This window comes from Reichenbachiella agarivorans (assembly GCF_025502585.1).
Lineage (GTDB): Bacteria > Bacteroidota > Bacteroidia > Cytophagales > Cyclobacteriaceae > Reichenbachiella > Reichenbachiella agarivorans.
Map to the genome: position 1 here is coordinate 3,225,471 of NZ_CP106679.1, position 20,365 is coordinate 3,245,835.

The following is a 20,365-nucleotide window of genomic DNA, read 5'->3' on the forward strand; positions in this document are numbered from 1 at the left end:
GGTTATGAAAAGTCCAATATAATTATTGGACTTTTCATTTTGGTTGTTAACCTAGCTAATTTTTAGTTTCTCTTTCAGGGCTTTAATTTTTGCTCCTGCCTTTGGATGACCAAGTTTTTCAGCATTGATGTACATGCTGAGTGCCTGTTCCAAGGATTCGTTTTTGCGTTTAGGAGCGAGCTGGATGTGTTTAGCAACTTCCTCCATTCCCTCACCTTTGGCATAGAAAGATTCCGCTTCGGTCAGACGAACAGTAGATAGAAGCTCAGTGATTTCAGTACTAGCTTCTTCTATGCTGTGATTGGCTAGGTTGAGCTCCATTTGTGAGTCCAACAAATCCATCTCTTTGGCTGTCAACTGAACTTTCAAATCTGTGTTTTCTCCTTGGTATTGGGCAATGGTTTGTTGCAGAGATTTTACTTCCAAATCCTTTTCAGAGATTTCCTTTTTCAATCTTTTGACTTGCGAAGCGTAGGCACTTCTGGTTTTTTCCAGTTCACCTATGGTCCACTCAGCTTTTTGTACATATTGACTAAGGTTCTTCATACGCTCTACATAGTCCTCGTTGGTGATACCAGCTTCTAGGTTGAGTTTGACCCAGTTTCTGTTGTAATCTATCGAATCTAGGTATTTCCCAATTTGATCCAACAAACTCACTCTGTACTGTGTCACTTCCAAGATTGTTTGCATAGAGTCTATTCTAGCCTGTAGTACTTCATTCTCTTTTATTTCAGTTGTATTTTCTTTGTTACATCCTGCGAGTGCAATGCACACTGCAAGAAAGGGTATGATGATTTTCATATTCGATATTTTTTTCCTTTTGGACGGAATAAGAACGAAAAGTCACTTACTTCTTTCTACTATTTGGTATGGATGCCAATGTCACTCTGCTCATGGATGTGCTACTGAAATCTAGAAGTCCAATGTCTAGAAACTAATAGAATAGGAGATTGTTGGGAACATTGGCAGCTGTGTGGCTTTGTAGATGTCTTGTTTGCCATCTACATAGTATTCGTCGACTACTGCCATGTTGTTGGTCACATTTTGCACGTCAAATTTCAATTCTCTAGTTGTATTGTTCTTGTTGCGTCTGGTACCGATGGCGATATTGGCAATGAACAAATCATCTGATCGACTTCCAAATGGTTTGTCGTCTTCTCGTACTTCTTCGCCAGCAGCGATAGAGGCAGGCAGATCGATGGCAGTGTAGCGCTTTCCTCCAAGGAGAGAAACTTTTCCATTCACAAATAGAATTCTTTCTTTTCCTTCATTTCCAACTTTAAATTCTTTCCCCATCAAGAGATTGAAAATGTAGTCGCTGGCATAGGTAGTTTTGCGCTCTACGTCATCCATCGGTGTGTAGAGTGAGTTGAAAATGGATGCAGAGCCTAGGTAATAGAACCCTTGGTGCAGGTACTGCTCTAGTGTCAGTTCTATGCCATAGTTTCTACCTGTTCCTTTATTGACCAATGCCTCTCTGCTGTAGGCGTCAGTGACATTGATCATCGAGAAGGTGCTGTTTGGGTCGTTTTCTACTGGCACGTCGTAGAGGTGCTGATAGTACAGTTCTGCTTTGACGTGGGTGTAGCTACCAATGGCCTGATCATAGCCCACGACGAAGTGAGCTGCTTTGGACATTTCTAGATTTAGGTTGGGCTGAGAGTAGCTTCCGTCATCTGCGTAGATTTTCCATAGATAGACGGATGCAGATTCCATTTTGCTATGGAGGCCAGCACCGATATTGAAGGATCTGCGTGGGGCAAATTCCCATTTGGCGGCTAGTCTGGGTTCGATGTTGTAGGTTTTGTTGAGTCCAAAATATTGAATATGCAGACCACTGGTCATGGTCAGGTCTTCGGTGGCGCGGTATTTCCAAGTCACGAAACCTTGCGTCCGGTAGGTGTGTCCATCGTCCTCCAATACATTTTGGATTTGATCCTTTTCTACGTTCCAGGCATTTTGCACCATATTGTACCCAATCTGGTTGTTGATGACACCAATTTCTACTTTTTGTCTCGTATTGATCTTGTAGCCATAGGTCATTGATGTACGGATGTAAGTCTTGGTAAAATCCTCATTGTACGCATTGTAAAAGTTGCCCGAATCATTATCTTCTGCCTTGTTGTAGGTAGAATACAATGTCGTACCTGAGAGCGCGATGTAGGACTTCAGATAAGAGCGACTGTTGATGAGGTAGTTGTAAGTCAGACCGATTGTTCCCATCTTGTTGTTAAACTCCCCTTTGCCCAATATTTCATCATCATCCTCCCATATGTCTTCTACGGCGATGGAACTGATGCCTCCCAGTCCAAAAAGTGAAAAGGAATGCTTGTTGTTGACGGGTAGTTGGATGTTGAATGAAAGGTCTTGGTACTTGGGTACACCACCGAAATCTACTATGCCTGTCTTGTCGATCAGATCTAGTGAAGAGTAGCGATAGTTGAGCAGATATGAACCGTCATAGTCAGTTTTGAATGGACCCTCCAGAGCAAAATCTATTCCGAGTGTACTGAGTCCTAGGGTATATTCTCGCTCTTCGTTGTTGCCACGTCTGAGTCTCATATCAAATACGCCAGAGAGCGCATTGCCGTATTCTGGTGCAAAGGCACCACTCATGAAGTCTGAGTTGCTCAGCATGTTGCTGCTGAGGGCATTGATAGGTCCTCCAGTCGCTCCGTCGTTGGAGAAATGGTTGGGGTTAGGGATTTCTATTCCTTCCAGTCTCCACAGGATGCCTTTTGGAGAGTTGCCACGTACGATGATGTCATTGTTACCATCAGGAGAGTTGGTCACACCAGCAAAGGCCGATACCATCCTTGCTGGGTCAGCAAATGAACCTGCAAAACGCTTGGTTTCGTCTACCGAAAAAGACCTCGCACTGACGAGAGACATTTCATTGAGTACTTCGGATTTGTCTTTTTGGGCTGTGACCACTACTTCATCCAATTTTTCAAAAGATTCTTCCATAGTAATGTCAAGGATCAATTCTTTGGCAGAGCTCAAAAGTAGGTTGGGAAGGGTTTTGTCCTCATAACCAATGATGCTGATCTTGAGAGACAACCTTCCCACTTCTGCATTGGTGATTTTGAAACTACCGTCTACATCGGTGACGGCACCTTTGATAGGGTCGGAACCAATCACGATGACATTGGCGCCTATCACGGGTGATTTGGAATCTTGATCAGTGATGATGCCTCGGATGTTTTGAGTCATGTTTTGTGCGAATGCACTCCCCCTCGACATCAAAAGGATGAGGGTAAGGGATATGATAATTTGCTTAGGTGACATTTTGTTTTGCTTTTGAATTAATACTTATGATGAATAGTTTTTGATTGAATATTTTAAAATCGGATGGAGAGAGCGTAACCTGCCCACATCTGAACCTTGTAGTTGCCTTCCTGATGCTCGTAAAAGGGCTTATTGGCAATGTCAAAGTTTGGTTTGTCTAGGTTGCTGTTATCCATTTGTGCTACATAGATGTTGAGTACAGGGCCTGCAGTGACAGATAAGTGCTTGAAGAACTGGTAGCCAAAATTGAATTGGACGCTGTTCAGTAAGTTGAGTGTTTCTGGGTCGTCTTGGTGTTTGCGCAATTCATGTGAGACAATTTCCAGACTGGTGAAAACTTTGTCTTTGAGGTACCATTTCGATCCCAAACCGAATCCATATGACCATAATTCATCTCCTTGAGAATCATCGAATTGAGAACCTACAGAAAGGATGGAATAAAGCTGATTTGTACCTGTTCTCAGACTGAGATTCCATGGGATTACATCACCGTATGCCACTCCAAATTCGAACATACCTTTTTTCTTGACGATATTGATGATACCCAGTTGTGCGCCTGCTTCCACAGAATCTGCGATGTTGATGATGCCTAGCTGAAAGCCATTGAGGCGGCCTGTCTTGTTAACTAATCCAGAGAGCTGAGCACCTTTTGTAGAACCACTCGTATTGATCAATCCAGAGATTTGGGCACCTTGGAAGAGACTCGCCTGATTTTGCAAACTTGCCAACTGGACACCTTTGACGGAATCAGTTTTGTTGGACAATCCACTGATTTGGATGCCTTGGATTGCAGGTGCTAGATTTAATAGCCCTGCCACTTGTGCCCCCAACACCCTTTCTGAACTTTTGTTGATCAGCCCACTGGCTTGTACACCTGTGACCTCTCCATTGACCCAGTTGCTCAGGCCAGCTACTTGCATGCCTTGGATGGAGCCTGCGCTGAGGTTGGACAGCCCTGCAGCCTGCATGCCTGTAGTTTCTGCTCCAGACTTGTTGAGCAGACCTGCGATTTGAGCCCCTGAGACTTGGCCTTCATTGATGTTGGTCAATCCAGCTACTTGCAGCCCAATCGTCTCCGTACCTGTTTTATTGATCAGGCCAGCAACTTGCACACCTGTTACCTTGTGTTGATTAAAATTGAACAGACCACCCAATTCAAAACCCTGAAGCGCATATTGGTTGCCTCCTAAGATATTGAAGGAATAGTAATTGGTGATGCTGTCATTGGCACCCAAGCTGGTACCAAAACCTGGCACAAAGGATATTTGCCCCCATCTGTATTGGCTGTCTTGAGCCATAGCAGAACGATGTATGAAGATGCCAGTGACAATGCCGAGAATGATGACTATTTTTCTCATGATTCAAATAATTTATTCTTGTTTGAATCTGAGAAAGCTGAACTTGTTTTTACCCTGATAAGAATTTTATTTTTTTTCGGGTAGTTAACTAGTTGGCTGCTTTAGCGGGTTTTCTGGTTGGTTTGGTTTGTTGGCTAGTTGGGGTTTGTGGAATATGAAATGGTTGAGTTGTAATCGAGAATCCTCCCCCTAACCCCCTCTAGAGGGGGAGAAATGTACTTAGTACCCTATACTTTGTACTTATTTTCTCACTACTCACTACTCAATACAATCAAAATCTCAATGCCACTGCATACCCTAGCCATATTTGAATGCGGATGTTTTCTTCTTGTACCTCGTCATAAAATGGTTTGTTGGCAATGTCATTGCCGATTAGGCCAGATTCAGGATTGATGTAATCAGAGATGTAAATATTGATTGCTGGGCCTCCAGAGAGAGAAAGATGCTTGAAGAACTGATAGCCGAAGTTGAGGTGGATTTTGTTGAGCTGGTTGACGGTTTCAAAATCGTTGTTTTCTTGCTGCATGAGTCTGTGCGCGTGGATTTCTGGATTGAAATAGAATTTGCTCTTAAGAAATATCTTGGAACCTAATCCTACGCCATAGGTCCACAGTTTTTCGTCCTCCAGCTGCATACCAGCTGAGAGCGCTGTGTAGAGTTTGTTGCTACCAGATCGGAAGGTGATTCTGATTGGAATCACGTCAGCATGCTCTACACTCCATTCGAAAAGACTGTTTTTTCGTCCCAAGTTGATCAGTCCTATTTGCAATCCTGTATCTCCGATGGAGTCTGCGTAGTTGATAAAACCTAGTTGGGTGCCATGTAGAATTTTGCTGGTATTGACCAATGCGCTCATTTGAAATCCTTTGACTTCATGTGCCGTATTGAGTAGGCTCGTGAGTTGCATGCCATCGAGGTTTTGGCTGTAATTGTGTGCACCTGATATTTGGATGCCATCCATGTCTCCATGTGTGATGTTGGAGAACCCAGAGATTTGCCCTCCCTTGGCATCTTTAGTGATATTGGTAAAACCCGACAATTGAAATCCATCGGTTGGGCCTTTGGCGATGTTGGTAAATCCCGATATTTGTGTCCCGTCTAGCCCTTTGGCGATGCTGGTGAAGCCCGCTATTTGCAAGCCTTCAATGTCTGCAGTGACGAAGTTGGTGAAGCCTGCAATCTGCACGCCTGTTACTTTTTCTTTGCTGGTGTTGAGGAAACCACCAATCTGAATACCATGGGTGGTGCCGCCGACAGTATTGCCAAATCCAGCGATCTGACAGCCTGATACATTTTTTCTGTTGATATTGTACAATCCTCCCAATTCAAATCCCTCATTGAGACCATAAGAATACCCTGCCAGTAGGTTGAAAGATAGTTTGTGTGTCACCTGTCCTCCCATTGACATGTTAGTTCCTATTGAAGGGAGAAGCGAAAATTGGAAATAGCGCTCCTCCAATTGCTTGACGTTTTCGGTGTTTTTTCTATTTTCCTTACTTGTAAAGAGACGAACCAGTTTATAATTCTCTAGTTTCTTTCCCAGTTCAGTTTTTTCATTTGGACTCGCAGGAATGGGAGCGGGAGATAGGACGATGGCACTTTCCAGGGTGTGTAGGTCGCTCACCATGATGACAGTGTCTTGGTAGTCCTTTCTACTGATAGCAAGTGCCGTGATTCCTTTTTTGGCAGAGAAATCCAGTTCAAATTCACCCTTTTCATCAGACAAGGTGGAGTTCAGGGTGTTGACCTCATAGATGGTGACGTTGGTCAGGGTTTGTCCTGTCGTGGCATCCTTGACATCCCCTTTGAATTGGTAATTTTGTTTTTCTGATTTTTGGCTTTGCTTTTTCTGTATGATGATGTACTCGCCGATGTATTTGAGTTCAAATGAATCTCCAAGGATTTCCTTCAAAATACTGTCAATGTTGACTTGTGTGTATGATCGGTTAATGATTTTGTCAGAAGGAATGTTACTTGGATTAAAGGAAAGCTTGATGTCGGAAAGTTCGTTGAGCTGATGCAAAGCATCGATCAAGAGCGTCTGCTCGAATCTGATCGTCACACGCAGGTCGGGTGCTTGTTGTCCATTGACGATAGATAGCGTCATAGATAGTAGCAAACAGCACAGCCAACCTATTCTATTAGTTGCAGCCATCGCCTGAGAGTGTGTAGGTTTGATTGGTAGCATGGACGGTCATTTCTAGTGTGGTAGCGATGACCTGCAAGATGTGCTCAATCTCCTCGTTTTCGAAGGTCACGGTGATATTGCAGTCACCCAGTGATGGGTTGTCCAGTACGACCTCAGTGTCAAAGGCTTCTTCTAATGTCATCACCACATCAGCCATTTTAGAATTTCTGAAAGTCAGTTTTTTGGTTCTCCAAAAACTATAATTGTCCGTTGTGGTTGTGTACTTGGTAATTCGGTTAGTGCCTAAATCTAGCGCTGCGCTTTCTCCTTGGGTCAGTGTGGCTTGATCTTGAGACGAAGTGAAACGAACGATTCCTTCTTCTACATGTACGTTGATTTTGTTTTCTTCTGTCTTGACATCAAAAGCGGTTCCTATGACTTGTATCACAGCCTTGTCGAGCTCTACGACGAAGGGTTGCGCTGGGTTAGATGCTACTTGGAAAAATGCTTCTCCTTCTAGTTTTACTCTTCGTTCGGACGGGTCAAATTGCTCTGGATAGCTGATTGTTGATTCTTTTTTTAATATGATATCTGTACCATCTGCCAATTCTATATCTCGATTGAATCCTTGCGCTGAGAGGATGATTTCGTCAGGTTGATTAGAATACTGGTAAGAGTACCAACCCGCGACCAACAAGATCAATAGTCCAGCGGCATATTTTAGGAAGTTGACTGATAGTGTGAGGTGTTTGGTTGGTTGAGGGTCTACGATGTGATTTCTGACTTTAAATGCCTCCCAAGTATCATCTATATTTTGGGCTTGTCTGCTGTGATCGATAGATGACAGGGCATGTACATCGAGGTAGAAAATATGCGCTTCGTCAAATGCCTTTCGGTTTTCAGTAGATTTTTCTACCCATAGGTCAATAGCTTGCTTTTCTGTGACATCTAGTTGTCCAGTGAAGTAGCGGTACAGCATTTCCTCGTCCACGATATGTCCCTTCTCTTTACTCATCTAGTGATTTGACAAACAACTTCATTTTTACCCTGATAAATTATTCTAATTATACAATAAAATCCATAAAATGTACGCGGGCAAGTATTGGCCAAGCGTATCTCGCATCACTTTGAGCGCCCTGCTCATTTGTGTCTCGACTGTTTTGATGGATATGTCAAGTTCAGTGGCAATATCCTTGTATTTCATCTCTTCGAATCGACTCAATTCAAAAATTTCACGACACTTGGGTGGCAGTTTCTCTAGCGACTCATTGATTTTTTGTTGGAGTTCATCTAGTTCTAGAAAATCACCCCTACCTACTTCTTGGTTGTATTGGCTATAGGCCTGGTGTGCTGAGACGACTTTCAAATGTTTGAGATGGTTCAAGCTTGCGTTACGCACAGCACCGTAGAGGTAGGATTTGATGGATGATCGAATCTCTATACTACCTGCCTTTTGCCACAGCGTAGTGAATACCTCTTGGGTGACTTCCTCCGCCATATCGTGATCCTTTACATACTGGTATGCAAAGCTGATCAAAGGCTGATAATAGGTCTTGAAGAGGACTTCAAAACTTTTCTCATCCCTGAGGTCAATCATATTTTGATGTGGTAAGGTAGTCAAGGTGTCGGGTTTCAGGGACGAAATAAATGGAATTTAGAATCAATGCCAAAATTATTGAAGAGCGTACGATGATATGTATGTCTCAAAATATTACTTCCTATTACAAATTTTTATTTTTTTTCAATCGCATTTAGGCTAAAATCTACTTTTGTGTGTCTTAGGGCTGAGAATGAGAAAGTCTGTGATAGGGAAGAGGATTTTGTGCGTTTAGTACACAGATGGAATAATATATGGATTGGAAAACAATTTCTTATCAGATATGTCTTTGTTGCTATACTATTCGTAGTATAGCTTTGTTGAATCATTACAGGAGTTTGTTTTACGAAGAGGCTTGGTCACATCGTGAGATTTATAACACCTTGTATTAAATAGATAACTTGAAACTAGCCTTTATATTCACTATTTTTTTGGGAGTATTGCTACCTCTCTCAGTGTTTGCTCAGCAGTCCACCAGGATCAGAGGAGTAGTTACAGACAAGACCACAGGGGAGTCACTGCCTTTTGTTAATATTTCCTTTGATGGCACGACCAATGGCACTACTTCGGATAGCGAGGGCAAATATTATTTGGAGACGGATCAAGCGACAAATGCCCTCAAAGCATCTTACATCGGATACGAGGCTTTGATCAAACCTGTGGTGATCGGCACTTCTCAAACCATCAATTTTGCGCTAGAAGAAACCAGCCTTCAGCTGGAAGACGTCACCATCAGTAGCAAAAAACTAAAGTACCGCAACAAAGACAATCCTGCCGTACATATCATCAACAGGGTCATAGAGCACAAGGAAAGCAATAAAATGACCGCACTGGACTACTATGAGTACAATAAGTATGAGAAGGTAGAATTTGACTTCAACAACATAACAGAGAAGTTCAAACAAAAGCGCATCATGAAGGATTTTCAAATGGTGTTTGACTACATGGATACCTCGGATATCAACGGCAAAACCTACTTGCCTATTTTCTTGAGGGAGACCAGTTCGCAGGTGTATTATCGCAAGAATCCAGAACGAGAGGTAGAGTACAGACTGGGGACTAAAATGACTGGTTTTGAAGACTATTTTGACAATCAAGGGATTTCTTATATAGTAGATAAACTGTATCAGGATGTGGATATTTATGAAAACAACATGAATGTCCTGTCTCAGTATTTTGTGAGTCCGATATCTATTTTGGCACCCTTGACTTATAAGTATTACATCGCCGATACTTTGATGGTGGAAGGAGAAAAGTTGTTCAAGTTGTCCTTTCAACCCCGAAATCAGAATGATTTGGCTTTTATTGGGAGTATGTATATCACCACTGACTCGGCTTATGCAGTTAAAAAAGTAGATATGCGGATCTCCGAAAAGACCAATTTGAATTATGTAGAAGACTTATTTATAGTACAAGAATTTGTCAAAAACTCATACAATACCTATCAATTGAAGACAGATGAAATCAGCATGGATTTCAACATAACAGAAGCCAACAAGATGGGGATTTTTGGTAGGAGGACTGTGTCCTACAAAGATGTAGTCTATGATCAAAAGCGATCAGATACGGTTTATGCAGGCAATGAATACATCAAACAAGTAAACAAAATAGACAAGCAACCTGATGAATTTTGGGAGCAGGCTCGACACATGGAGCTGTCCAAATCGGAGCAGGGCGTCTACCAAATGAATGAAGAAGTCGTGGAGATGCCTGCATTCAAACGTTACATGGACTTGTTGACCTTGGCGTCCATAGGGTATGTGGATTTCAACAAAATATCCATTGGACCTGTGAGTAATATTTATTCCAACAACCAAGTAGAGGGGTCGCGGTTTCGTTTAGGAGTCCTGACTACTGAAAAATTTAGCCGTGCATGGCAGTTGGAAGCTTATGCGGCCTATGGTTTAGGGGATGAGAAATGGAAATACTCAGGCAGGGTGTCCCATTATTTCACAGAGAATAGATTGGATCATATTACAGCTTTTTATTTCAACGACCTGATGAATCCTGGTGAAGGTCTCCAAGCAGCTGCCGAATCGAGTATTTTTTCTTCATTTAGGCGTGGGGTCAATGACAAGCGGATATATACGACGAGTTATGGTTTTGACTATGGTCAGCGAATCAAGTACGGTTTTTCTTACAACGTAGGAGCTAGCATTCAAGATTTGCGACCAGGCGGAGTATTGAGTTTTGCTCCTGGAGATGCTTACCCAAGTACTAAGTATCAAGATCAGCAGATATTCATTCCAATTTGGTATGATAGAGGAATATCATACCCTAGCTTCATGGAGTATGAGGAGAAGATCGAAGTGACCGAAGTAACAGCAGGTCTCAGGTATGCTCCCAATGAAAAAATCTATCAAGGTAGAACTGGTACATCTACTATCCCAACCAAGTTCCCCATTGTTCAACTCAAATATTGGCATGGATTCGATGGATTGTTTGATTCTGACTATGCCTATGACAGAGTACAGCTCAGTGTGTCCAAGCGATTCTATGTTTCCCCCTTTGGTTTCACGGATGTCGATGTAGCCTATACTCAATTGTGGGGAAGGGTACCATACCCTCTGTTGACACTCCCAAGAGGTAATCAGACCTATTCCTATTATTCCCATGCATTCAACATGATGAACTATCTGGAGTTTGTCAGTGACAGACAGGTAGACCTACAGCTGTCTCACTATTTCAATGGCTATATTATGAACAAGATTCCTCTTGTCAAAAAGTTGAAACTGAGGTCGATTGTGACCTACAAGATGCTGTTTGGCTCTATCAGTGATGCCAACAATCCTGATCTCAACAGTGACTTGCCTCCCTACCCAAGATATGCCAATGGAGAGCAGGCTACTTATGCCTTGACACGTGATCCATACATGGAGGCGAGCATTGGTATTTCCAATATTTTTAAAGTACTACGGGTAGATATGGTTAAACGGTTGACCTATTTGGACAGAAAGGATGTACCTCAAGGCTGGGCTGTCCGTGCCAAGATTCAGATCGAGTTTTAAGCTGAGTATTTATCGAAAGTGTTTTTGGTGATTGGGATTAATGTACCTACGAAAATATCCAGAAGTCTCTAGGAGTTGGTTTTGTCAAAAATTAAAACCAATGCTTACATAGAAATTTCGAGGGTTGGCTGGAATGATGCCTGGCCCTGGATATCCTGCTGCTCTGCGAGTGAAATAGGACTCATCCGTCAAATTATTGATGCCCGTTTCAAGTCTCATGAAGCGATAAGTATAATCTAAGGACAAATCCATTACATGATAAGCGGGTATCAATCCTTCCACAGCGGTAATGGTTTCGACCGCATTGGATGCATCAGAATACTGCTCTGAAAGGTATGTATAGAGATAGGATATGCCTAAGGACTTGTATCTGTATGTAAGTCCTGTTTTGAGATTGGTGAGCGGTACCAACTCTACCTCATTGCCTACGATTCCACTGCGCTCACTTCGGACGTATTCGGACTTGATCAATGCCAAATTAACAAAAGCAGTCAAAGACTGCTGCTCACTGCCTGGTTTGTGCCATTTCAATAGGTCTCCTTCTATGTAGGATTCAAACCCATATATGTTGGCATCACCTACATTGGTTCTAAATCTAGCGCCGGTTCTATTTGATAACATGGGACCTATGCGGTCATTGTATCTCAAATAGAAAACAGATATGTCATACTTGATTGCTTTATTCCCTCCTCTGATACCTATGTCTGCGTTGTAGCCAAACTCATCGCTAATGTTTTCATCTACGGTCAGTGAAGGATTGATTACGCGGATATCGTTAAAATTAATGGCTTTGTAGTTTTGAGAAATGTTGGCATAAATCTCCAGTATATCACTAGCCTTGTAGCTCGTGCCCAATCCGAAAATCATGAAGTGTCGGGACTTATCTCTAGATTCATCCTCGCGATCTACGCGCAATATATTCCCAGCAAAATCGGTCACAGGGTAATAGTAGAATCCATCCGCTTGCGTTTTGATGTATTCAAATCTCGCTCCTGGCGTTACACTCCACTTGTCTGTTAGGTTAAAGACATTCTCCACAAAGACCGATACATTGGTGCTTGGAAACAGATACTCTGAGTAGTTGTTTTGCTGCTCGATAAAATCGAAATCTGCTCCCGATGATGTGCTACCTTCTCCTTGTCTGCGATCAGTCTTACCAAAATAAAGTCTGTTCCCTATGATCATGACTGATTTCTTGCCGAGCAGTGGGTAGTGAATGATAGCCCTCAATTCATTGCCCCAATTGAAATATTCATCCTTGAGCAGGTTTCTCTCACTGCTGGGATCATCGTCTTCATTGATGTTTTCTAGATTGCCCACTGCATATCTATTGGCGCTAAGAAGGAAGGTTCTGTTGTTAAATTTAATACTGTTGTTTACCCGGTAATTCCACTCCATGGCAGACAAGTCCCAGCCCACCTGAAACCAATTTCTCTCCCGCTTGGATATGGAAGGGTCACTGTTAAACTCATCATCGGTCATTCCACCTGGCTGATGTGCCAAATAGGACATGTGAGTGTGCTCAATTTTCACATTTAACAAAGGGGAAATATTATAAGTAACCGACCCGAAGAGATTGTGCTGACTCTGGTCCGAATTGGGTCGCCAACCTTCACTGGTCTTGTACTGGTAAAACCCGTAATAGTTCACCTTGCCAACCGTGCCTCCCACGCTGTTAAAAGAATTGAAAAGTCCGAAAGAACCTAGGCTTTGTGTAGAGCTCACACCTATCTTTTTATCCTTTGGACCTTCTTTGAACTGGAAGTTGAGCATGCCGCCAAATTGGGTTCCGTACTGTAAACCAGCTGCTCCTCGTACCAATTCGATGCGCTGTAAGGCTTGAATCGGAGGAGTATAGTAACTCTCAGGATAGCCTAATGCATCCGCTGAAATGTCGTATCCATTCTGGCGGACGTTGAAGTTGGACGTTCTATTAGGGTTCAATCCTCGTCCACCAATGCCTAGGTTAATCCCTGCACCATCATTTTCCCAGATATTCAGTCCAGGTACACGTGAATATACCTGACGGCCTACGTTGGCTGCTTTGTTGCCAATGAGTTTATCTATTTCGATTAATTCAGTTTTTTTGGATTCATAGATGGCACTCCCCGAAACAGACTGGAGCCACCCCATGTCTGTATCTCCCGAATGAGCTTCATCTATGGTTACTTCCTCTAGTTGGGTATTAAGGTCTTCTAATACAAAATCATAGGTCAGCTTTTGATCTGACTGAAAAGTCAGCTCGATAAAGGTGATCTGATACCCAGATACAAAGGCCACCAGCTTGTAGGTCCCCGCATTAAACCCAGTGAGAGAGTACTTTCCGTCCCGACCAGAAGGAGCTTTATATGAGGTGCCTTCTATGAGTACAAACCCTTCTAACGGTGCTCCGTCAATGTCCGTGATTTTTCCTGAAACCTCTTGAGCAAAACTGATGCTTGCCCACAGTAACAATCCTATGATGAATATTCCTCTACTCATAACTTAGCACCCAATCTTTATGTTTCCAGCCCTCTTTCAACTGGCTCAAATCTTTTTGTTCTTCTATAAACCTTCTACTTCTTCTACCATTGAGGGTCACATAGGCATCTACAGTTACCTTTGGATCGTTCATTCCCTTCTGTTTATAGACATTTTTCAAGTGATGTGCATATTGCAAAATCATGTCAGGTTGGGTGGCCATTATTTTCTCCTGCTGCGGGGTAAGATGTAATGAATTATCAACTATCATTTTTCGATTTCCTTCGGAGATATAAAAAGTAGCCTGCCCCATCTTTTCCATGAGCATGACTCTCCAAGAAAAGCGATAGCCTTGCTCATGCCAGAATACAGACCCTGGATAGGCCAGGTAGCGCCAAGGCATGGCCAGCTGAACCAGCGCAAAACAAATAAATAATAGAACCTTAGCCTTCGAAAATGTGGAAATACTGTTGAGAGGCAGCTCGTTAGATAGTTTCCTTTCGATACTACTCAGCCATTTCTCCTGTTGGGAAGAGGGAAAGAATATCAGCGCACTCAATATCATCACGTAGGGAAACATCCCAATAGGGAAAAGAAGGGCTGTCAATGTATGAAAGACGATGACAGAGCAATATGCCACCCATCGTGTATATCGCATAGATAGAAAAAAGGGGATCGTCAAATCATACAATGCACCAAACCAAGAGAAGAAATAAGCAACCCAGCTTTTGGTCAGTAAAGCCCCAATGATTGGTAAGTGACTATTGGCAGGCAACCAGATTTTCAATGGAAGTGCCTTGAGCAACCAGTCTGGATTGAGTTTGGCTATCCCTGCAAAGCAATAGAGTACAGCTACTTGAAATCTCAATATGGCGATCTCATAAAAGCGACAAGTCTTCTGAATGGTGCCTCCCCACCAAGCATCCACTGAAAACCTCTCTCCAGCAGGAAGCCAGATCAATAGAAAAGCTATCAAGCTCACGAAATAGTAATGATTGAGATAGTAGGTCTGATCAATCAACTCCACATAGGTGAAGCTCAGAAAAAATACTGTGGTAGATATTCGATAAAGAAGCCCCAAAGCTATGCCTACCGCAGAAATTAGCATCAGGGCAAACAGCACGTGCATGCCATATTTAGGCAAAACCTGTATCCACTCAAATCCATAGTAGGAGAAATGAAATGGTGGAGTCAGGTAGAATTCTTCTACCCAGCCATTGATCATGAATCGTATGACACTGGTAGTCATCAATATGCCAAAAGTCATCCTGAATAGCACCAGAGGTGCATTAGATACCTCGCGCTCTTGATACTGCCATATGGATTTTAGATCAGTCACCGTCGTTATCACTAAAAACCACGAGCAATCCGAGCTGAGACATCATGTCTGTTTTGATGAGTAAGGTCAGTTCTTGTAAATCATTGTAGAGTAGTTCTACTGCAGCTTTGTCTGAAGTTATCGCCTCTTGCATAGTGCCAGATATGGCAGTCAGGTCAGCCTGACATTTGTCTATCAGGTTAACAATCACAGCTGATAAGGCTTGGCCATCGCTGTCTTCTATTTTCAGTTCATTCAGATAGTCATCAAAACCACTGCCATCTCCTCCTGTAAAAACTCGCTTGGTGATCACCAGACTTTGTGCGATCAGCGCTTTAGATTCATGGGCATAGTAAGACTCCAGTGTCTCAGGCAATGGAGTTTCAGAGCCAGAACGAATCCCTAAGGGGGTGGCAAGGCGGTAATTTTTAATTACTTCTACATGATAGATGAGTTCATTGGCCAGTAACGTGGTACTAGCACCTGCTCCATTGCCTAAGTCAGCTTTGAACGCAGCAGCATAAGAATCTGACCATGTATTCTTCATTTGCACAGCAATGGCATTCAAATTATCAATGAGTAAACCGAGAAAAGTCAAACGGTTGGTGTCTTGAAATGCCAACAAGGTTTCTTCATCCGACAGATCAAACAATAGGTATTCGATGGCAGCAAAACCCTTTCTATCACTGGGTATGATATTAACATTGGTCGAACTAGCGTCCGCGCTGGTGGTTTCAATCCCATCTACGTTGATAGGCCACAGGTCCACCGAGTTTTCTGCTCCTGATGATTCTAATGGACCAAATTTAAATGGTTCACAATTCTTCCAGCTTAATCGAGCGGTTAACCAGGCTGTTCTCAACTCAGCCAGACTTTGATTGTCCAGATCGCTTTGGAATGTTGCAAACTTGGCTTGACAATCCGATGTACTGGAAGCAAAATCATTCCAGGCAGGCAAAATGATATTATCGGCGAGGTTGTTTAGGATCAGGCCTCTGTCAAAATTATCCTCTACACCATCTTTTTCTGCACTACACCCTAGTAAAACAAAGAGCGTTACAACGCTGGCTATGACACTTAAACTTCTCATAATGATTCTATAAATTTTATTAATGCGCTTCTACCTGACTTGTCCAAATCTTTAAAGTTTTGCTGGCTGGTCTTCGCCTCTCCTCCATGCCAAAGGATGGCTTCTTCTATATTTCTGGCTCGGCCATCGTGCAGCAAATAGGTGTGCCCACTGACCACATGAATCAACCCTAGTCCCCACAGTGGTGGGGTCTTCCATTCCTGACCATCTGCCAAACCATCAGGTCGGTTATCGGCTAGTCCGCTTCCCATATCATGCAAGAGCAAATCAGTATAAGGACGGATGGTTTCGTTAGAAAATTCGGGGTGGACATCATAGTTCCCCGTGACTATTTTGGGGATATGGCAACTGACACAACCCACTGATTCGAACAGCCCTTTGCCTTTGAGTACTTCAGGCTCTTCCCAGTCTCTTCGTCTTGGCACAGCCAACACTTCACTGTAGAGTGATACACGGTCCAATATATCTTCTGTAAGTTCTGGATCTCCGCCATGGGCAATCTCAGAGCAGTCTTGGTTGGGGGCACAGGGTTGATCGGGGAAAAGGGAGGATGTGATTCCGATATCACCATTGAACGCGCCCGCTACCTGTTGTCTCACGGTTGGTTGGTTGGCCTTCCATCCAAAGCGACCAATCTGCATCATGCCAGTCTCTACATTCATGACATAATTGGCTCTTCCTGAGATTCCGTCACCATTTGCATCTTCTGGATCAGCAAAACCCAAAAGGGTTTCTTCTGCAATCGCTTCTAGCAAGCCAAGGCCTATCATTTGTGGTCCTATCCGTGGTGAAACTTGCGTCTCAGGTTCTAACGAACCATAGTTCAGTTTGGAGAAGTCATAGATCGGATTTCTTAGCGAGTAGGTGGTGCCGTCAGGATAGATGCCTGGTTGCTCTCGGTATGAGACAGATACAAATCCTTCTCCTTCTACAGCTAGGATTCCGTGAGGCTGGATTTGATATCCATAATTATCATCTGGGAAGTCCTCGCCCCCAGAAGGTTTGCTCAGTCTAAACAATAGTCCTAAAGGCTCTTCGTCTGGTGTCAGAGGAGGAGCAGCGCGACCGTCTAGAGCGTGGCAGGCAGAGCAAGAGCGGGCATTAAAATAGGGGCCTAACCCATCCAGATCTTCTGTGGATGCTGGAGCGGTTACCCAATTTCTTTTGAAGAATGCATTACCTGTGACAAACAGCAAATCCTTGTCTCCAGTCAGGTTAGGTGCAGCCTGCCCAAAGGCATTGACAGATTCGTCTAATATCGTGGTAGCTCCTCCACCAAACTCTTCTCCCTCTTCCAAAAATGCTTGATAGGGTACTTCTGCCTCTGGTCCGCACGAAGCGAAAAGTATCCCCAATAAACCACCAAGTAGTATAAATCTAGTCATATATAAAACGCAAGAAAGTACATGCCTCTTGACATGTACTTTCTCATAATTAATTCGTTATTGGATATCTATTAGATATCTGTTGGGTCAAATTCAAAACCAAGTGCTGAAGCAGCTTCTGCCAATTGATCACCCTGCGCTCTCAGGCTAGTGATAGCGGCGAAGATTCTAGTTCTACCTGCTTCATTCAAAAATTCCTGATCAAATGGATCTTGTATCGCTTCGCACAATTCCACGCTAGATGCGATCTGTACTTTTAGTTCGTTGGCTAGTTCTTCATCTTCCATAGCAATTACATCGTATATGGAAGGGCCAGTCAGGTTGCCATACGAGCCAAGGAATACATTTTGAATCCCCAGTGCATTGGTCACAATGTCTCTGTGCGTATTGTCACTAAAGCACGAGTGCTCGTCTTCTTTGCTCTGTAAGTCATATGCTACGAACATTCTTTCGCCAGCTAGCTCACCTTTGCTCAGTTTGCCTAGTGCACTAACAATATTTTCAATGGACTCGTCAACCGATGACTCAAAGCTTACTCTATAGCTGGCGCCTTCTTCCCAAGCGCTCACCAATGAAGATAGGTCGTTCACCAAAAGTTTAGTTACCTCTACTAGGTAATTAGCTCTCCTTTCTTGGTTGGCATTAGTGCCTGATCCATCTGTTACATAGTCGGTATAGGGTCTTTCACCTCCACCAGCACCCTCACTAAGATCTTGACCCCACAGCAAAAATTCAATTGCGTGGTATCCTGTGCTGATGTTGGTTTCACTTCCTTGCTCATTTAGACCAGCTAATATTTCTGCCGTAATTTCTGGGAAGTCATTTGGGCTATTGATGATGTTAGTACCATCGACAGGCTCATCTCCTACGATTACATAGTCAATGTATGACTCATCCAAAGGCCAAGCGTTCAACTGTCCTTCTGGACCATCTTCGTCATCGATCGGTCCGCCATAAAACCTAAAGGCTTCTGTTTGTCCATAAGTTTCTCTTGATGACAGCCAAGCATCTTTAGCGGCTTCTAGGGTAGTCTCTGATGGAGAGGCTACCAAAGCATCTATCGCAGTTTGTAAAGCTACTGCATCAGTATGGGCGTCAGAGTAATTGGCATGTACGATGGTGGCATATTGAGCGATGGCTCCAGCCTTGGCATCATCGAGTGCCGACCCACCATTATCATTGTCACTATCGCATGATGCTACGGCGAAGGCGAGGATAATAAGGGTAAAAAACTTTGTTGATTTTATGAGATTCATACTTAGGTGTTATTTTAATTTATTCTAAATAAAAGCGAAAGTAGGTCAAAAAACGAATTCAGGCAAGGTACTCTTGTTTTTCTTGAGAGGGAGAGGGAGAAAACTTATACCAAGCTTCTTACTTAGGGTGTTGAAAAATGCTGAGCTATTTGAAAATCAGACAGGACTTTTCTCGGAGCTGTTTTTGGCATCTGGTTCTTGGCTTTAAAGTAGATGAATAGGGGCGGTTTTCAGTATGGGTGGTACAGGTTGATCTGAGATGAGAACCCAGGTATTTGTCTGTGACCTAATTTGTACTAATTCAAGTTGTTGTATGTGCGGTTTGAGCGTTGATAGTCTTCAAGATCGTAAGGATGCATACTGGGAGTGCTGGATCGATGATCAGGGAAATAAACCCTGCTTATGAGTCGTATGATGGGTTTTTTCTACCTTTTGGCAACACCTGTGTTTGGACGATGAATCACCTGTGTTTGAGCGGCCAATCACCTGTGTTTGAGCGATCAAACACAGGTGTTTCTTTTGCTGATCATTTGATATACTTTGTGTCATCTACTTTTTGACCTAAATTCTGTGCCTTTTATCCTCATAAATACCTAGCGATCGATCCAGTTGTAATTGTACTATTCTAATAATATGACGCTGAAGTACATAGGGGAGCTCTCAGGTCAATTCCTCCTATTTCTTGAATGATATACCTTAATGTAGAGTCAACCATAGCATGAAAGGAAGATTTGTCTTGTGGATTCAAAAGCATGGTTACCGAATGTTTTTCAATTGAAAAATTAAAAAAATATTTGATTAACTGCTTTTAGATTATATTTTACTGCTTGATAAACTCAAGAAAGGGATTGGCCGACGCAATCAATATTCGCCAAGTTTAGTTAGCAGTCATTTGTAGAACTTATTTCCAATTAGTTATGAAAAATGTAATGAACAAAATTTTACTCTTAGGCTTGATAGCCGTGTTGTTTGCGTGTAGTGAGGATGAGAAAAAACCAGATCCAATCATAGGTACTTGGATATTAGATGATGCAATATATAGTGATGCACCTGCGGGCTATAGTTTTCAGGAAGGAACATTTCAAACACTCTATGGTGAAACTGAATACTCCATTAGATTTTATGAAGACTTAACCTTTGAAAGAGAATTGAAAGGATTAACTTTTTCTAATGGTAGTGGAGTTGAAGACGAAGGTACTTATGAACTGGATGATGAATTCTTGACCTTAGACCCTGATTCAGACATTGGATTAGATACAGATTTTGATTTGGTTGAAGCAGTCACAGAAAGAGATCTTAAGATTTCAACTTCAGCTTCTTTTAATGCTCTTCCAGACGCTACCTTGGATACGATTACTTCACAAGCTTCATATGATAGTATTTCAGCAAAATATTCTCAAGCAATTACTCTTAAAATAACAATGAATTTCGACAAGGAATAATTAATTCACTTGAAGCCAAATTTTACTAAAACAAG

General features: G+C 42.7%; 13 protein-coding genes. 2 read left to right on the plus strand and 11 right to left on the minus strand.

Annotated elements, in window-relative coordinates; all coding sequences use genetic code 11:
- Positions 1-51: 51 nt before the first annotated feature.
- From N6H18_RS13665 to N6H18_RS13690, 6 genes are all read right to left on the minus strand, one after another.
- Positions 52-801, minus strand: coding sequence for a hypothetical protein (locus tag N6H18_RS13665; protein ID WP_262308837.1), 750 nt, complete (start codon positions 799-801; stop codon positions 52-54).
- 126 nt (positions 802-927) lie between these two features.
- A complete protein-coding gene (locus N6H18_RS13670) occupies positions 928-3,288 on the minus strand; it encodes a TonB-dependent receptor (RefSeq protein WP_262308838.1) in 2,361 nt (786 codons plus the stop codon).
- Positions 3,289-3,341: 53 nt separating this feature from the next.
- Complete coding sequence (locus tag N6H18_RS13675) at positions 3,342-4,646, minus strand: hypothetical protein (RefSeq protein WP_262308839.1); 1,305 nt, start codon at positions 4,644-4,646, stop codon at positions 3,342-3,344.
- 271 nt (positions 4,647-4,917) lie between these two features.
- Positions 4,918-6,834, minus strand: a complete 1,917-nt coding sequence (locus N6H18_RS13680) for a carboxypeptidase-like regulatory domain-containing protein (RefSeq protein WP_262308840.1) — start codon at positions 6,832-6,834, stop codon at positions 4,918-4,920.
- Positions 6,788-7,789 carry a FecR family protein gene (locus N6H18_RS13685; protein ID WP_262308841.1) on the minus strand — a complete coding sequence of 334 codons (1,002 nt, stop codon included), beginning with the start codon at positions 7,787-7,789 and terminating at the stop codon, positions 6,788-6,790. The genes N6H18_RS13680 and N6H18_RS13685 overlap by 47 nt, the downstream gene beginning before the upstream one ends.
- Positions 7,790-7,834: 45 nt before the next feature.
- Entirely contained in the window at positions 7,835-8,371 is a 537-nt protein-coding gene (locus N6H18_RS13690; RefSeq protein WP_262308842.1) for an RNA polymerase sigma-70 factor, read from the minus strand.
- Between the two features lie 401 nt (positions 8,372-8,772).
- Here N6H18_RS13690 and N6H18_RS13695 point away from each other — a divergent pair, with 401 nt between their 5' ends.
- On the plus strand, positions 8,773-11,379 hold the full coding sequence (locus N6H18_RS13695; RefSeq protein ID WP_262308843.1) for a DUF5686 and carboxypeptidase-like regulatory domain-containing protein: 2,607 nt from the start codon (positions 8,773-8,775) through the stop codon (positions 11,377-11,379).
- Positions 11,380-11,463: 84 nt separating this feature from the next.
- Here the strand turns inward: N6H18_RS13695 and N6H18_RS13700 are convergent, their stop codons facing one another.
- The 5 genes from N6H18_RS13700 to N6H18_RS13720 form a co-directional block, all read right to left on the minus strand.
- On the minus strand, positions 11,464-13,860 hold the full coding sequence (locus N6H18_RS13700; RefSeq protein ID WP_262308844.1) for a TonB-dependent receptor: 2,397 nt from the start codon (positions 13,858-13,860) through the stop codon (positions 11,464-11,466).
- Complete coding sequence (locus tag N6H18_RS13705) at positions 13,853-15,178, minus strand: HTTM domain-containing protein (protein WP_262308845.1); 1,326 nt, start codon at positions 15,176-15,178, stop codon at positions 13,853-13,855. The genes N6H18_RS13700 and N6H18_RS13705 overlap by 8 nt, the downstream gene beginning before the upstream one ends.
- Entirely contained in the window at positions 15,171-16,247 is a 1,077-nt protein-coding gene (locus tag N6H18_RS13710; RefSeq protein ID WP_262308846.1) for an imelysin family protein, read from the minus strand. Before N6H18_RS13710 ends, N6H18_RS13705 begins: the two co-directional genes overlap by 8 nt.
- Positions 16,244-17,632 (minus strand): di-heme oxidoreductase family protein, encoded by a 1,389-nt coding sequence (locus N6H18_RS13715; RefSeq protein WP_262308847.1) that lies wholly within the window; start codon positions 17,630-17,632, stop codon positions 16,244-16,246. The genes N6H18_RS13710 and N6H18_RS13715 overlap by 4 nt, the downstream gene beginning before the upstream one ends.
- 71 nt (positions 17,633-17,703) lie before the next feature.
- Positions 17,704-18,888, minus strand: coding sequence for an imelysin family protein (locus N6H18_RS13720; RefSeq protein ID WP_262308848.1), 1,185 nt, complete (start codon positions 18,886-18,888; stop codon positions 17,704-17,706).
- A gap of 917 nt (positions 18,889-19,805) precedes the next feature.
- On the opposite strand from N6H18_RS13720, the gene N6H18_RS13725 reads away from it, so the two are divergent.
- The gene (locus N6H18_RS13725; RefSeq protein ID WP_262308849.1) at positions 19,806-20,330 is read left to right on the plus strand and encodes a hypothetical protein; all 525 of its coding nucleotides are present in this window, start codon (positions 19,806-19,808) and stop codon (positions 20,328-20,330) included.
- The last annotated feature ends 35 nt before the right edge of the window (positions 20,331-20,365 follow it).